The following is a 14,916-nucleotide window of genomic DNA, read 5'->3' as shown; positions in this document are numbered from 1 at the left end:
TGTTATTTACGTGGACGTGCGATAAGTTTAATAGGTGTTCCTTCAAATCCAAATGCATCCCTAATACGATTCTCAAGGAATCGCTTGTAAGAGAAGTGCAGCAGTTCTGGATCGTTAACGAAAATGACAAAGGTAGGCGGCTTCACGGCAACTTGTGTCGCATAATAGATTTTCAAACGTTGTCCTTTGTCTGTAGGAGTTGGATTCATGGCAACCGCATCCATGATGACATCATTCAATACTGTTGTCACCACACGCATAGAATGATTTTCACTTGCCATTTCAATTTTAGGAATTAACGTATGGATCCGTTTTTTTGTTTTTGCAGACAAGAAAACAATTGGTGCATAATCAAGGAATAAGAAATGATCTCTGATTTTCTGTTCAAACTCCTTCATGGTCTTCTCGTCTTTTTCAACCGCATCCCATTTGTTTACTACGATCACAATGGCTCTTCCGGCTTCATGCGCATAACCTGCAATCTTTTTATCTTGCTCGATGATGCCTTCTTCCCCGTTAATCACAACCAAAACAACGTCAGAGCGTTCAATTGCTCTTAACGCACGAAGTACACTATACTTTTCAGTAGTTTCGTACACTTTCCCTTTTTTCCGCATACCAGCTGTATCAATTATAACGTACTCTTTGCCGTCATATGTGTATGGGGTATCTATGGCATCCCTTGTGGTACCGGCAATATCACTAACGATAACGCGCTCTTCACCGAGCAATGCATTAACTAAAGAGGATTTTCCAACGTTAGGACGACCGATCAAAGAAAACTTGATAATATCATCATCGTAGTCATCTTCTTCATTTTTAGGAAAATTCTCAATAACGAAGTCCAGTAGATCTCCAAGCCCCAAACCATGGGAACCTGAAATCGGAATCGGTTCTCCGAAACCTAATGCATAAAAGTCATATAACGTATCTCTCATCTCAGGATTGTCCACTTTGTTTACAGCAACCACTACAGGTTTTTTCGAACGGTAAAGGATTTTAGCAACCTCTTCGTCCGCTGTTGTTAATCCTTCGCGACCATTTGTCATAAAAATGATAACATCCGCTTCATCAATGGCAATCTCAGCCTGCTCACGGATTTGAGTCATAAATGGAGCATCACTTATTTCTATTCCACCAGTATCAATAATATTAAAATACTGATTAAGCCATTCGCCGGAACTGTATATTCTATCTCTTGTCACTCCCGGTACATCTTCTACAATGGAGATTCTTTCTCCTACTATTCGGTTAAATATAGTGGATTTACCCACGTTCGGTCTTCCAACAATCGCTACGGTTGGTTTTGGCATGGTGACCACCCTCCCATTTTTCTAGTATATATGTAAATATTCTCATTCGAATAAACAAGAAATTCTACTTATAATTTTGTCATAATCTTAGTCTTTACTAAAGCCTGTTATCAGATACTTTAATGCGACAAACAGTCTCCATTATATCACTCTAATAAAAGAAACCCTCCTGCAAAAGGAAGGCCTAACTTGAATAGTTTAACATTATTCGATGCAATAAGGAAGTCTGACTTTTTTAACAAGTAGGATTTATATCTATCAATGCTTGACGATGACGTACAATTCTTCACCAAGCCCATGTGCAATTCCATCTAGAATGGCTTCCAAGTTGGCAGCGATGAATTCCATTTCCTCTTTCGTCTCACAAGTGAAAGTGGGTGCTCCCCCGGCAATTTTCGAAGGATTTGTGGTGATTACAGCAAGGATATACTTCCCGATTTCAACTTCCATTTTTCTTCACCTTCTCCTTCAGGTTCTTCGTAGGCATTCTGATTGCATTTTCCAACGTCGGGACCTGTTCAAGAATTGCCATCCCAATTTCAAGATCCTGTTCTTGTGGTAGAAGGAATATCCCTACACGTCCATCATCAAGATCCCTTTTTGCCAGCGGAACGAGAGCGGGAGTCCCGGAATCACGATAAACACCTAAAGCAGTCGACATGTCATGAAGGATTGCTTGCCTTTGTCCCAAGTTGGCAATCGTTGTCCTCGCATTGAAATTTTTCGGCTTCAGAATAAAGCCCATCCCATACTTCAATACCTCTTTCTGTCGTTCAGGCAACCCTATATTCATGATGTAGATATTATCTACATACAAACCTGCTCCTTCAAAATGAGGTTTCACATATTCAATATCCACAATATCTTTCAATTGTCCACCAGTCATCAGTTTATGGGAAAGCAAGGCGGCTGATACTCCAACAACCAACCCCACCCATACGTTTGCAGCAAGGTAGGCAAGTGTAGCCAAAAAAGCAGTAATCATGACTAAATAATTTCTTCCCTCAAATGCAATGGCAATTCCCTCAATATACGTGTTCCCCCTTGGTACCAATTCATAGGCATCCAATTCGGTAAGCGTGTTTCTTTCCATATTCCGAACATCTCTAAATTGGGAAGCTGCCAGTGCGAGAAAGGTAATCGCTGCAAATTCTTGTTCCATTATTGCAGGAACTGCGATCGTCCCAAGTCCTGAAGCAATAAAAGCAAGCGATAGATGAATGATTTTTCCATGTAAATAGGTAGGATATTGCCGATAATCCGTGACTAACATATACATTCTTGTCGCAAGACCTATTAAAACTCCGAAAAGGATTGGATATGTATATTCGTTCATCCTTGTCTCTCCCTTACTCGTTTTTGTATGACCGAATCTAGATAGACAGTGACCGTTTCAAAAATCATCCATGTGCCAAGACCGGCAGACGTTAAGAAAAGCACAGCCAAGAAATCAAAAGAACCTATAACAGAATAGGAGAAAATACTTTTTAACACTATGCTGTTCAATATTTCTCCCTGTAAGACGCCAGTAAGCATAAAGACGAACCTTTCCCACTTCGTTTTAAACAGAAGTAAGGATAAGTATAGAAGAATGAAAGCAAGCATCCACGTCCTGTCAATAATAATCCAAACCGGATCGTATATTTCAAATATGACGAAGCATACGTATGCCAATGACAAAGTACAGATGGAAAAATAGTGAAGGAAGTATTTCTGTTTCATCGTTTTTGTCAATAAAATGACTGCAGTAAAAATGAGAATAATAAATGCTACACTCACACTGAACTCAAAAATATTTAAGTAAGTAGTGGACCCAGCCATCACCATCAGCAACAATATAGATAGAAGTGTCCGAATCGATGATTTTGGGAAGAAAAACGTTATGATAATCCAGCCTATCCATCCTAGAAAATAAAAATATAAGCCTGCCGTTTCCATTTCTCCATCCCTCCTTTCACCAAATCATTATGCCTAAAAAGAAGGAATACTAATCATGCATGACAGTATGTTTTAGTTGAAAATGAGAATAATAATCCTCAATTAACCGAAATGAGGTGATCATATGGGAAAAGATAGACAAGAAAGAAAACTCAAAGCCCAAAAGAGAACGGAGTCAGATCGAGATCAATCTCTAAAATACCCTGGAGCAACAAGCCTGGAAGGTCCAGATGAGGCTCGTGAAAGAAACAAGTAAAATCTTTTTTGTAAGAATAAAAAGACAAAAAAATCGCCTCCCACCCTTTTGAAAAGGAATGGAGGCGATTTTTTATTTTTTTGCTCTGTAAAAGGCGCAGTTGATTATCAACAGTCAAGTTTATCAGTGTTTATTTTTATAGGCTTTTTTCGTAAACTTTGTTGCTTTTACGTAATGAAAAATAACTATAATATTTGTTTCACTAACACATAGCAATATTCTTTAAAACGACCTGTTACTATAGATAGTACAATCCACTGCTCGTTGATTTAGCCAATGATACGTTTCTCCCCTTACTACCAATGGAACCTGCTGAAGTTGCTCAATCGTAGACGCTCCCAAAGCTGTCATGATCCATTTCAATTCATCATGCGTTTGATGAATCAACTTTACAAGTGCATGTTCTCCCTCATCCATATATACTTTAAGGAAAAAACCGGCCATTCCTACTGCGGACGCTCCAAGTGCGATGGCTTTAGCAATGTCTATTGGACTTTGAATACCACCCGAACCGATAACAGGAAAATCAGGGACAGCATTCTTCACTTCTGCTATCGAAGCGGCTGTTGATATTCCCCAGTTGTCAAAAAACTCCAGCCTGCTATCACGACGCTCGTTTTCGATTTTCGAGAAGTTGGTGCCTCCAAATCCACTGACATCCACAATAGAGACTCCCACATCATATAGTTTTTTCGCAGTTTCTCGACTTATGCCGAATCCGGTTTCTTTCACAATTAACGGAACTTCCAAGGACCGGACAATTGCTTCGATCCTCCTAAGGGCTCCAGTAAAATCACGATCCCCTTCTGGCATGACAAGCTCCTGAATGACATTCAAATGGATCTGCATCGCATTCGCTTCAAGCATGTCAACGACCCGCTTGGCTTGTTCGACTGTTGCCTCACTCCCTAGATTGGCAAAGATGACGCCATCTTGGTTTACTTTTCTCACCACTTCATAAGAGGCTGCCTCACTGCTATCTTTAATAGCCGACATTTGTGATCCAACAGCCAAAGCGATATTACATTCTTTTGCAACTTCAGCCAAGCCTTTATTAATCTCTAGCGTTTTCTTTCCGCCCCCGCCTGTCATAGCATTGATAAAAATAGGCGAACTTAAAGTAAGTTCGCCTATTTTTGTATTCAACTGTATGTCAGTAACGGCACGGTCGGGCAAGCTCTGATGAACGAACATGACATCGTCAAAACCGGTTTGTCTTAACTGCCCTGTTGTTAGTGCATGCTGAATATGGTCCATTTTCCTTTGTGCTCTGCTCACCGATTATCACCTAGACATAATTATTTTGTAACTTGTACGATTGTGATTCACTTTAAACAACTTTGAATTCACCACTGGGCTTCGCTCACTGCTGGGAGACCTTAAGCCTTTTTTGGCTATGCCCTGAGGCTCTCAACATTGTCTACTCCCCCGCTGGAGTCTTCATCCCGTGCTACAATTAAAAGCTGGATATTCCATCTATCTATACATTTAGCTTTTATTATTTCTTCAACTTGCTGAGTTTATCCCCGATCATCTCTCCTAATTGGAATCCGCCGGACTCTTCAGGTTGATTGTATTGGCTATAGTCCTCTTCTTCTTCAGGCTCTTCCAATTCGCGGATACTTAAGGAGATTCTTTGGTCCGTTTCGTTGACATCCAAGACCTTCACTTGGACTTTGTCACCTTCTGTCAATACTTCATGAGGTGTGCCGATATGCTTGTTGGAGATTTGGGAAATATGAACCAACCCTTCCACTCCAGGCAATACTTCGACAAAAGCTCCAAAAGATACTAAACGCTTTACAACACCTTCTGTTACACTGCCAGCAGATAGCTTTTCCGAAACTTGCGCCCACGGCCCAGGTAAAGTCTCTTTAATGGAAAGAGAGATTCTTTCATTGTCACGGTCAACGGAAAGAACTTTGACATTTACTTTCTGACCCTCTGTCACTACATCGGACGGCTTGCCTACATGCTCGTAGGATAGCTGGGAAATGTGAACCAATCCATCCACACCGCCGATATCTACGAATGCACCAAAATCAGTGATGCGTTGTACAGTTCCTTCAAGTACTTGACCAGTTTCAATGGTATCAAGCAATTTGTGTTTCTTATTCTGCATCTCTTCCTCTACCACTGCACGGTGTGAAAGAATGACACGATTTTTTTCTTTCTCAAGTTCTACCACTTTAAATGTTAATGTCTTTCCTTTGTAATCAGAGAAATCATCCACAAAGTAGTTTTCAACCAAGGATGCGGGAACAAACCCACGTACCCCAAGGTCTACCACAAGTCCGCCCTTAACGACATCCTTGATTTCCGCTTCGAATACTTCTTTAGATTCGAATTTCTTTTGTAGATCTTCCCATGCTAGATCAGCGTCTACAGCTTTTTTGGATAAGACAAGTAATTCTTCTTCTACCTTCGTCACTTTTAATTGAAGTTCCTGACCTTCTGCCACCACATCTGTTGCTTTTTCTACGTGAAGGCTGGAAAGTTCACTTATCGGAATGATTCCATCTAACTTACTACCCTCAATTGATACGAGGACCTGTTTTTCTTCAACTTTAGTAACTGTTCCAGTTACTTTGTTGCCAACTTCTAAATTGTTAACTTCTACTTGATTCATGTCTTCCACCATCATTATTACCTCCTCCATACAAACCAGCTAATCCATTATTTATGTAAGTAACGGTAGACGTTACGTAAGTATGCAGGCTGAAGCCTAAGCATACGTACTTAACAAAAGTTGCATTTGTTTCGTGTAATAATTCATAAATTAACGGATGTTAACTTACTTGATTGTTGGACAGATCAATTAGAACTGTCGAGTTTAAATTTCCAGGAATACCACTAAACAAAATCCTACAAATTTAGCTTCCTTCTACTAACTTCTAATAAATAGGACATTTTGTCAAGTCAAAACTCTTAAACTATCTGTTTTTTTCGATAAGTTCACGAATGGAATCCATTACCAGCAACGTTGCTTCCTCAGCGGATTTTTTTTCCATGCGCGGTTGGGTAAAGTCAATTGGTTTTCCATATACGACTTTTAATGGTTGGAATTTCTTATATGGTCCGATTATCGCACAAGGTACGACTGCAGCATCGGAACGGAGTGCAAAAAAGCCAGCTCCAGCCAACCCTTTACCAAGTTCCCCAGTTTTACTCCTGGTCCCTTCAGGAAATAATCCCAGCACATGGCCCTCTTTTAACACTTTTAGAGCTTTCCGTAATGCTTCCCTGTCACTCATTCCCCTTTTTACAGGAAACGCATGAAGCTTGGGTAGGATGGTTTTAAGGATAGGCACATGAAAAATCTCCTCTTTTGCCATGAAACGTACGGTTCTTGGCGAGGTAATTCCTACAACAGGAGGATCGAGGTTATCGATGTGGTTCGAACATATCAGGACTGGTCCTTCTTTAGGGATGTTTTCGCTTCCGATTACATTAATGCGAAACAAAGGCTTAAGCACTACTGAAACGATGAATTTAGCGAATGAGTAGAAAGTCATGGACGCCCTGCCCTTTCTGTCTCTAGAACAACCAACTCCATAATTTTACCTACCACTTGATCGATGGATAATGAGGTTGTATCTATCTCTTTTGCATCTTCTGCTTTCTGTAGAGGGGCAATTTCCCGCTCGGAGTCAAGTTTGTCCCGTCTTGCAATTTCTTGTTTTAGTTTTTCCAGATCAGAATCATAGCCTTTTGAAAGGTTTTCCGCATGTCTTCTATGTGCTCTTTCGTCGACGGACGCAAGAAGGAACACCTTCACCTCGGCATCTGGTAGCACGTGCGTACCGATATCTCTGCCGTCCATCACCACTCCGCCACGCTTGGCAAGAACTCGTTGTCTTGCTACCATTTCCTCACGCACGGTTTTATGTTTGGCAACGATGGATACATTGTTTGTCACATCATGCGTGCGGATTTGCTCTGTTACATCTTCATCATTTATGTACACGTGTTGTGTTTTATTGTTTGTGGCACGCAAATCTATTTCCATCATTTCTACCAATTCCTGCAATGACTTTTCATCTTCCAAGTTGACATCATGTCTGATGGCTTGAAAAGTTATTGCTCTGTACATTGCCCCTGTATCAATATATAAATATCCTAATTTGTCTGCGACGATTTTTGCCACTGTACTTTTCCCTGCCGCTGCAGGCCCGTCGATTGCCACTGATAATTTTTGTTTCATAGTTCCTCCTGAATTCACGTTTAATCTTTTTTACATGAAAAAAGCAGGGTATCCCTGCATTTCCACTGTTTTCATTCATCTATATTTTATCATAATCATCTACTTTGGTCGAATGTTTCTATATGTTCCATAATTTTCATACCGCCTACTCCCTCATATTGAATTACCTTGCTTAAAAAAGGGGCAGCACCGGTGTAGAGAAGCAAACCTTGTGCACATATCATACAAATTAGCTGTATGATTATCAACTTAATGATAATTTTTTCCACTCTTTTCATATAGCCTTTCTCCCATTCATCCTACTTAGTCGTTACTTATAGTATGGATGATTTTGGAAGGTTTTATGCTTAAATAAGAGTCTTTCTTAATAACAATTGCTGTTCAAAGCAATACTTTATTATTACCTGCCTCTCTACTTCCTTAATGGGATCGAACTGCAGGGAGGCCCTCATTCTGTTCCTATCGACTTCCACTAATCTAATCACTTTGCTTTTCAGCTTTAAATAATGAGTTTCCCCATTATTAAGATGAAGAACAAATGTAGTCAGGACATGTTCCTTTTCATGCAACGTGGCATTTTCAGGTAATAACACTGCCGCCCCACCTGCACTGATATCGTGAGTGACGGTTATAAAAGGGTCGAAATCGACGGATAGCGGATGAACTGCTACATCCAAATTGCTTTCCACCCTGACATACTGTCGACGTTGCACCTTGGCAACTTGATCATAACCGGGGAAAGATAACTGCATCATTGGTATTGCCTGTTTAATCCTGCCCAGTACCTCGCTCTCGAATGTATAGGCAACACCTTCATCTGTTACATAGGAAATAAGTAATTGTGTTCCGTTCAATATATATGTAGTCCTGCCATTTGCGTAATGTGACGGATAATCCACATAGAATTCATTATCTTTCACTTCTTGTACTTTGCATCTATATTTCTCCACTTTATCATCATTTCGCACTTGCAGAGTTAATACGACCCCTGGCTTTAACAAAACATTGCCCCCTTAACACCCCGTTGTTTCTTTTCCTTGCTACTTTTTTCTATTTATTCCTATTAAACCATTTTACGAAAAAAAGGAAAAGCCAAATTCGACTTTTCCTCTAAAGTAAATACCTTTAAATTCAATTTTTTGCAGGTTTTGTTAATGTTTTTTCCAGGTGCAACGATTAAGGCTTTTTTTACAAGTCGTAAAGTAGTTCTGGATTTTTAAGTTTTTCTACTTTTTCTTCACGGCCGTCGTTTGCGTTGATAAAGATTTGATATGTGTCATTGTCGATGGTTCCCAAGAACTCATAGCATAGGACTTCTTCCCCAAGATCATTATTGATGACGGCCAAATAGTCTTCCATGATCATCACTTTTTCATTGATTTTATCTGTTGCTTCCTGAACCGAAATACCCGGTTCTGGAATTTCACGCAAATGGTGTGACATCAAATAGTCTTTTGCAGAGAAACCAACGATCTCCCCAGTATCCAGACTCACTTTCATTTTGATGGCATCAGGATAAACTCTCACGCCATCCACATTGGATACGAACGTGAAAATTCCAAGTTTGTTGTATTCGACACTTTCATATAAATCCAGTGTATCGAATTTATTCTGTTTCAAGAAGTTCCTAGCCTTTTCAGTCGCTTCATTTAGACTAATATTTTTCTTTTCAGGCTGTTTATCTTGAACCAGATAAATTGGGATTCCACCTTTTTTCGCAATATCCATAAAAGTGTCCTGCTGGTTGTTATCCACTATCTTTAAACTATAGAATCCAAACTCAGACCCTTCACCGTTCTCCGTGATGATAATTTCTTCATTGCCTTCTAGTTCTAAGTATTTGTCCGCAATTTTCTTAGCATCTTCCTCTGTAATGGTTTTACCGGAAAGTTTGCTAAAGTTCTTATCCTTCTGGTTCATGGAAGTGAAGGTCGGTCCAAAATCGGCTTCGTCATACCCTTCTACATTTTTCTCCACTGTTTTGAATCCATCGATAATGGTGTTATCTTGTGGTTGATCCTTCGCTGACAAAGCGAGCTCCACATCCATCCAACGCAGATTATTGCTCATTACCATGCTTTGGACTCTTCTTAATTCCTGCCTGATTTCGTCAGATTTTTGGTACAGAGCTTGAAGTGTGCCATATTCCTCATCAGATAATGGGTTTTTATCTAAGTCCCTTACCGCTACTTGATAGGTATAATCACCTGTATTTGTCAAAAATTCTTCTGTCTTATTAAAAGGAAGTAGTGTCAACGGCAACTGCCCAACATCATTCTGGGCTTCCGAAGTAATCCTCCATACTTCAGCAAAAGATGGGGACAACTGTTCTCTGGAACTCATTGCCAAAGTCGTCCCTATCTTATCATGCAGCAGGTCCACGTGGTAGACAAGGTCATGGAAAGCACGTTGATAGTTATTTTCCGCATTAATGAGGACTGCGTTTTTATCTTGATGCTCTTGATAACCCCAATACCCTGTTCCTGCTACCGCAATTGCTAAAACAGCGATAATAACAAGTCTCAACATAATTTTTCACCCTCTTCATTAGTCACAGAAAATGTGTTTTCCTATTCTTTTAATTTGGGGACGTCCCCAAATCCAGCCACTTGTCGCTGTGTCAGGATTAAAATAATACGTCGCGCCTTCAGATGGATCCATTCCATTAATCGCGTCGACCACCGCTCTTTTTGCCGTTTCATTCGGTGTCAACCAGATCTGACCGTCTGCCACCGCTGTGAATGCAAGTGGTTCGAATATTACGCCAGATACCGTATTTGGGAATGTAGGGGAATTGAGTCGGTTCAAAATAACAGCAGCTACTGCAATCTGACCCTCGTAAGGTTCACCACGTGCTTCTCCGTATACTGCGTTTGCCATCAACTGAATATCGTTGTCCGAGAAGCCCCCCGGCATATTTGTCGCACTCTGAGCTTCTCCTTCTTCCTCGGCAGGCTGATCTTCAGGTGCAGGCTCTTCTTGAGGTGCAGGCGCTGGTTCTTGTTCTGGAGCTGGTTGCTCTTGTTGTGGTGCTGGTTGTTCTTGCTCAGGAGCAGGCTGTTGTTCTGGTGCCGGTTGTTCTTGTCCTGGAGCAGGCTGTTGTGGCTGTTGCTCTGGTGCTGGTTTGCCAGTACCTTTTTGCGGTGCCGCTTCTGGTTTTTGGTATTGTGTTTTTTGTTTCTGCCATTGATTGGTTGCTCCGCTTTTCGCTTTTTCTATCGTTGCGGGAGAAGGTTCGACTTGATATTTAAGCTCCATCCCACCGTAATGTGTAAAGCGTTTACCAGAATTAATTTGCTGATGAACCCAATCTTTATAGAATTTAGTTGATTTGTTCAGCATTTCTTTTGTCTTTGGACCAACAAGCCCATCTACATCATCGAGACCAAATTCCTGTTGAAAATTCTTTACTGCCCAATACGTCGACCAACCATACACGCCATCAATCCTTGCATGGTAGTAGCCATTATACTGGAGCCGCGCTTGCAATTCGACTACATCATTCCCTGTGGCACCCTTTTGGATGATCTGCTCCGAAAAGGCATCTACAGAGGTTTGATTTATCGAAAATAACATACATGTGCTAAAAAGGAACATACATGAAATTAATAGTAACCGTTTCACCTTACATTTCCTCCTTTGACTTCTTTAAACAATTGTTACAATGTATTTTCCGTAGATATTGGTATTTTATACAGAGTCATTTGGAGAAAAGAGGTATTCCATAAAATGGATTATTCATCAATAAGGCTCTGTTAGTTAGATACCACTGTAGATTTCTGTATTAGGCTTCACTTTCCTAGGGGCGTTTGGGGAGTTCTCTCTGCTTTCGCCTGCGGGGTCTCCCCTAAAACGTCATCTCCTTAAGGAGTCTTCCCCCTATTGCTCCAATCGTTGTTGCATTTTATGCTTAATTGAGCCACCAATAAGAAAAGCCCGCAAAAAAGTTTCCCTAGACAACTTTTTTTTGCGGGCTATATTTTTCTACTGTATTTGCCAGTTTGACTTTTCTTAAACCAAGCCACCATAAAAACACCATAAATGGTACCATATAAAGCCCCCAATATTTTTGGGATAGTATAATCATGTCATACATTCCATGTAGAAATATAGGGGTGGTCAATGATAGAGAAATCCAAAGCCTTTTTTTTCTGGTATTAAATGTGAACTTCCCCTTCCCTAAATAATAGCCCATAATGACCCCGAACAACGCATGGCTGGAAACAGGTAAAACGGCTCTACCAAATGCCAGTTCCACTCCATTTGCAAGTAGGAAAAGAATATTTTCAGCTGTTGCAAAGCCTAGTGAGACAGCCACACCATAAACGATTCCGTCGTAATGTTCATCAAAATGGAGGTTCTGGTACACGAGGTAGATAAGGATAAACCATTTGAAGAACTCTTCAAGCAGACCAGAGAGGAGAAAGGCCTTTACAAAATGCGAGGTGACTCCAAGTTCCAGCTGGATAACATATTGGATAAACATAAGCGGAAACACAAGCAACGCACCAAACATGAATATTTTAAATACATATGCTATGGGTTCTTTCGTGAACGTATCTTTTAAATAAAAATAGGACAACAATGCTAAGCCTGGAGCAATCCCGGCGGATACAACTGCCAGCATAAATAAGCCTCGTTTCAATCTGTTTTTTTTTATCGTATCATGTTATCGTAATTAATGAAATAAGATGTCTAAACTTTTGGAAATTGTTTGTAAATAGATTGGCTACTATTATGAGGTGACGTATATGAAAAAGAAAATAATGATCATTCACACAGGTGGTACTATCTCAATGTCTGAGGATGAACAGACCGGTGCAGTATCACCAGGAGAAAGAAACCCTTTAACAACCATTCCTTTGGTAGTGGATTCTCATGTGGAAATCGAAAGTTATGAATTATTCAACCTTCCTTCTCCACATATTACCACTAAACATATGCTTGAGCTTTCAATGTTTATCGATCACCATGCTGTCGAGAACGCTGTAGAAGGTTTCGTGATCACTCATGGAACAGACACATTGGAGGAAACAGCTTTCTTCCTCGATTTATCTGTTCAAACAAGAGTTCCGATTGTATTGACAGGGGCGATGCGTTCAAGTAACGAAATTGGATCTGATGGTCCTTATAACCTCCTAGCATCTGTAAAAGTAGCTGCAAGTGAGGAAGCACGGAACAAAGGTGTCCTCGTTGTACTTAATGATGAGGTACACACAGCAAAAAACGTGACAAAGACACACACTTCTAATATTGCCACATTCCAAAGTCCACAATATGGCCCTATCGGAATCGTGACAAAAAGAGGCGCATTCTTTCACCATTCCCCTGTTGCAGAGGACAAGTACCATGTGAGGGCAGTAACTAAAAATGTGATGTTATTGAAAGCATATGCAGGGATGGATTCAAGTATATTTCATTCGTTAAAAGACATGAAGATCGATGGAGTTGTTTTGGAAGCGCTTGGACAAGGTAACATTCCTCCTACAGCAGTGGCTGGGATCAAAGCCCTTAGAGATGCGGATATTCCCGTTGTGATGGTATCCCGTTGCTTCAACGGAATTGTACAGGATATTTACGGCTATGACGGAGGCGGCCGTAAATTGAAGGAATTAGGAGTAATCTTCTCCAATGGACTAAATGGTCAAAAGGCACGAATCAAACTGATGGTAGCACTAGAAAGTACCAAGGATACGTCAGAGTTGCAGCTGTTGTTTTTAAAATAAAGGACAAAAAATGGAGTGCTCAAGATTTTTGAGCACTCCATTTTTTTTTGGACGATAATGAAGACTCACTGACCCTTACAGAGGTTGGCTCTGTCCTCATTGAGCCTCTATTATGACTGACGATCCCATTAAACGGCTTACTCTGTCCTCATTGAACCTCTTTGACGACTGACCAACCCATTAAACGGCTTACTCTGTCCTCATTGAACCTCTATGACGACTGACGATCCCATTAAACGGCTTACTTTGTCCTCATTGAGCCTCTATGACGACTGACGATCCCATTAAACGGCTTACTCTGTCCTCATTGAGCCTCTATGACGACTGACGATCCCATTAAACGGCTTACTCTGTCCTCATTGAACCTCTTTGACGACTGAAACTGCCCCTTTCACATTACTCTGTCCTCATCGGGTTCTTCTTATTTTCCCTTTAAAGTCTTACTTCTACCCTTAATACACTCCGCAATCATTCCACCATGAAACCGTCCGTTTTCAATAAATATCTCATTAGCATTATTTCCAGCGGCAATGACACCAGCAATAAAGATTCCCCTCACATTGGTCTCCATTGTTTCTTCGTTGAAGATAGGACGTCCCGACTCTTCATCAATTCCAACTCCCATTTCAGTCAAGAAGGAATGATCCGGATGATAGCCAATCATGGCAAACACATGATCATTATAAATGGTCTGCTCCTCACCATTCTTATTGACAAATGAAAGTTCTTTTTCCGTAATATGTGTCACTTTTGATTCAAATTCCATTCGAATGGTCCCGTTACGAACAAGGGCTTCAAACTCCGGAAGGATCCATGGTTTGACACTAGGTGAGTAGGTTTCACCTCGATAAATAACGGTAACATGTGCATCGGCCTTTACCAGTTCCAATGCTGCATCCACACTAGAATTTTTACCTCCGATTACCGCTACATGTTTATCAAAGTACGGATGACCCTCCTTAAAATAATGTGACACCTTATCTAAGGCCGCCCCAGGCACTTCCAATTTGTTATGATTATCATAATAACCAGTAGCAATGATTACATAACCGGTTGCATATTTTTGTTTGGAAGTATGCACAACGAAAGTGCCATCCTCGAGATTCTCTACCCGCTCCACCAGTTCAAAAGCATTCACTTCAATCTTTTTTCTTTTTACTACTTCCCGATAATATGTCAATGCCTGTATTCTTACTGGTTTCCTATTTTCTGTAATAAATGGCACTTCCCCTATTTCAAGCTTTTCGCTTGAACTAAAGAAGGTCTGATGTGTGGGGTAGTTATAGATTGCATTTACTATATTTCCTTTTTCTATGACAAGTGGGGATAGTCCTGAGTCTTGCAGGGCTATGGCTGCCGATAGCCCGCATGGGCCGCCTCCCACTATGATGGCATCTCTGTTTATCACCGTTGTTCAACTCCGTCATACAAATTTGATTTTTGGGTATAGCAAAAAATCCCCTATCACTATATGATAGG

16 protein-coding genes are annotated in these 14,916 nt (G+C 40.6%); 2 read left to right on the top strand and 14 right to left on the bottom strand.

What is annotated here, in order from left to right; genetic code table 11:
• Window positions 1-2 precede the first annotated feature (2 nt).
• The 4 genes from der to EKQ44_RS15565 form a co-directional block, all read right to left on the bottom strand.
• Complete coding sequence (der, locus tag EKQ44_RS15580; protein WP_237664463.1) at window positions 3-1,313, bottom strand: ribosome biogenesis GTPase Der; 1,311 nt, start codon at window positions 1,311-1,313, stop codon at window positions 3-5.
• 258 nt (window positions 1,314-1,571) lie between these two features.
• Window positions 1,572-1,763, bottom strand: a complete 192-nt coding sequence (locus tag EKQ44_RS15575; RefSeq protein ID WP_237664462.1) for a capping complex subunit for YIEGIA — start codon at window positions 1,761-1,763, stop codon at window positions 1,572-1,574.
• Window positions 1,753-2,649, bottom strand: a complete 897-nt coding sequence (locus tag EKQ44_RS15570) for a YIEGIA family protein (protein ID WP_237664461.1) — start codon at window positions 2,647-2,649, stop codon at window positions 1,753-1,755. Before EKQ44_RS15570 ends, EKQ44_RS15575 begins: the two co-directional genes overlap by 11 nt.
• On the bottom strand, window positions 2,646-3,251 hold the full coding sequence (locus EKQ44_RS15565) for a YphA family membrane protein (RefSeq protein ID WP_237664460.1): 606 nt from the start codon (window positions 3,249-3,251) through the stop codon (window positions 2,646-2,648). Before EKQ44_RS15565 ends, EKQ44_RS15570 begins: the two co-directional genes overlap by 4 nt.
• Before the next feature lie 124 nt (window positions 3,252-3,375).
• Between EKQ44_RS15565 and EKQ44_RS15560 the strand changes: the two genes are divergently transcribed.
• Window positions 3,376-3,507, top strand: coding sequence for a YpzI family protein (locus EKQ44_RS15560; protein ID WP_064497390.1), 132 nt, complete (start codon window positions 3,376-3,378; stop codon window positions 3,505-3,507).
• A 222-nt stretch (window positions 3,508-3,729) separates the two neighbouring features.
• On the opposite strand, the gene fni is transcribed toward EKQ44_RS15560, so the two are convergent.
• The 9 genes from fni to prsW form a co-directional block, all read right to left on the bottom strand.
• Window positions 3,730-4,785, bottom strand: a complete 1,056-nt coding sequence (gene fni / locus EKQ44_RS15555) for a type 2 isopentenyl-diphosphate Delta-isomerase (protein WP_237664459.1) — start codon at window positions 4,783-4,785, stop codon at window positions 3,730-3,732.
• Between the two features lie 220 nt (window positions 4,786-5,005).
• Window positions 5,006-6,148 carry a 30S ribosomal protein S1 gene (gene rpsA / locus EKQ44_RS15550; protein WP_237664592.1) on the bottom strand — a complete coding sequence of 381 codons (1,143 nt, stop codon included), beginning with the start codon at window positions 6,146-6,148 and terminating at the stop codon, window positions 5,006-5,008.
• Window positions 6,149-6,440: 292 nt separating this feature from the next.
• The gene (locus EKQ44_RS15545; protein ID WP_237664458.1) at window positions 6,441-7,022 is read right to left on the bottom strand and encodes a lysophospholipid acyltransferase family protein; all 582 of its coding nucleotides are present in this window, start codon (window positions 7,020-7,022) and stop codon (window positions 6,441-6,443) included.
• Window positions 7,019-7,711 carry a (d)CMP kinase gene (gene cmk, locus EKQ44_RS15540; protein WP_237664457.1) on the bottom strand — a complete coding sequence of 231 codons (693 nt, stop codon included), beginning with the start codon at window positions 7,709-7,711 and terminating at the stop codon, window positions 7,019-7,021. The genes EKQ44_RS15545 and cmk overlap by 4 nt, the downstream gene beginning before the upstream one ends.
• Before the next feature lie 95 nt (window positions 7,712-7,806).
• Complete coding sequence (locus tag EKQ44_RS15535) at window positions 7,807-7,989, bottom strand: DUF5359 family protein (RefSeq protein ID WP_237664456.1); 183 nt, start codon at window positions 7,987-7,989, stop codon at window positions 7,807-7,809.
• 69 nt (window positions 7,990-8,058) lie between these two features.
• On the bottom strand, window positions 8,059-8,712 hold the full coding sequence (locus EKQ44_RS15530; RefSeq protein ID WP_237664455.1) for a flagellar brake protein: 654 nt from the start codon (window positions 8,710-8,712) through the stop codon (window positions 8,059-8,061).
• A 187-nt stretch (window positions 8,713-8,899) separates the two neighbouring features.
• Window positions 8,900-10,240 carry a germination protein YpeB gene (ypeB, locus tag EKQ44_RS15525; protein WP_237664454.1) on the bottom strand — a complete coding sequence of 447 codons (1,341 nt, stop codon included), beginning with the start codon at window positions 10,238-10,240 and terminating at the stop codon, window positions 8,900-8,902.
• Between the two features lie 18 nt (window positions 10,241-10,258).
• Window positions 10,259-11,308, bottom strand: a complete 1,050-nt coding sequence (locus EKQ44_RS15520; RefSeq protein ID WP_237664591.1) for a cell wall hydrolase — start codon at window positions 11,306-11,308, stop codon at window positions 10,259-10,261.
• Window positions 11,309-11,663: 355 nt separating this feature from the next.
• A complete protein-coding gene (gene prsW / locus EKQ44_RS15515; RefSeq protein ID WP_237664453.1) occupies window positions 11,664-12,338 on the bottom strand; it encodes a glutamic-type intramembrane protease PrsW in 675 nt (224 codons plus the stop codon).
• A 124-nt stretch (window positions 12,339-12,462) separates the two neighbouring features.
• Between prsW and EKQ44_RS15510 the strand changes: the two genes are divergently transcribed.
• Window positions 12,463-13,437, top strand: coding sequence for an asparaginase (locus tag EKQ44_RS15510; RefSeq protein ID WP_237664451.1), 975 nt, complete (start codon window positions 12,463-12,465; stop codon window positions 13,435-13,437).
• 421 nt (window positions 13,438-13,858) lie between these two features.
• On the opposite strand, the gene EKQ44_RS15505 is transcribed toward EKQ44_RS15510, so the two are convergent.
• The gene (locus tag EKQ44_RS15505) at window positions 13,859-14,845 is read right to left on the bottom strand and encodes a YpdA family putative bacillithiol disulfide reductase (protein ID WP_237664450.1); all 987 of its coding nucleotides are present in this window, start codon (window positions 14,843-14,845) and stop codon (window positions 13,859-13,861) included.
• Between the last annotated feature and the right edge of the window lie 71 nt (window positions 14,846-14,916).

The organism is Sutcliffiella horikoshii (assembly GCF_021991925.1).
GTDB lineage: Bacteria > Bacillota > Bacilli > Bacillales > Bacillaceae_I > Sutcliffiella_A > Sutcliffiella_A horikoshii_F.
Note: the sequence above shows the minus strand (reverse complement) of the source record. Positions and strands in the feature narration are given on the sequence as shown.

Bases quoted from the DNA above. Each gene is read 5' to 3' on its own strand.
- der (WP_237664463.1), bottom strand. From the start codon at position 1,313: ATGCCAAAACCAACCGTAGCGATTGTTGGAAGACCGAACGTGGGTAAA.
- EKQ44_RS15575 (WP_237664462.1), bottom strand. From the start codon at position 1,763: ATGGAAGTTGAAATCGGGAAGTATATCCTTGCTGTAATCACCACAAAT.
- EKQ44_RS15570 (WP_237664461.1), bottom strand. From the start codon at position 2,649: ATGAACGAATATACATATCCAATCCTTTTCGGAGTTTTAATAGGTCTT.
- EKQ44_RS15565 (WP_237664460.1), bottom strand. From the start codon at position 3,251: ATGGAAACGGCAGGCTTATATTTTTATTTTCTAGGATGGATAGGCTGG.
- EKQ44_RS15560 (WP_064497390.1), top strand. From the start codon at position 3,376: ATGGGAAAAGATAGACAAGAAAGAAAACTCAAAGCCCAAAAGAGAACG.
- rpsA (WP_237664592.1), bottom strand. From the start codon at position 6,148: ATGGTGGAAGACATGAATCAAGTAGAAGTTAACAATTTAGAAGTTGGC.
- EKQ44_RS15545 (WP_237664458.1), bottom strand. From the start codon at position 7,022: ATGACTTTCTACTCATTCGCTAAATTCATCGTTTCAGTAGTGCTTAAG.
- cmk (WP_237664457.1), bottom strand. From the start codon at position 7,711: ATGAAACAAAAATTATCAGTGGCAATCGACGGGCCTGCAGCGGCAGGG.
- EKQ44_RS15535 (WP_237664456.1), bottom strand. From the start codon at position 7,989: ATGAAAAGAGTGGAAAAAATTATCATTAAGTTGATAATCATACAGCTA.
- ypeB (WP_237664454.1), bottom strand. From the start codon at position 10,240: ATGTTGAGACTTGTTATTATCGCTGTTTTAGCAATTGCGGTAGCAGGA.
- EKQ44_RS15520 (WP_237664591.1), bottom strand. From the start codon at position 11,308: ATGTTCCTTTTTAGCACATGTATGTTATTTTCGATAAATCAAACCTCT.
- prsW (WP_237664453.1), bottom strand. From the start codon at position 12,338: ATGCTGGCAGTTGTATCCGCCGGGATTGCTCCAGGCTTAGCATTGTTG.
- EKQ44_RS15510 (WP_237664451.1), top strand. From the start codon at position 12,463: ATGAAAAAGAAAATAATGATCATTCACACAGGTGGTACTATCTCAATG.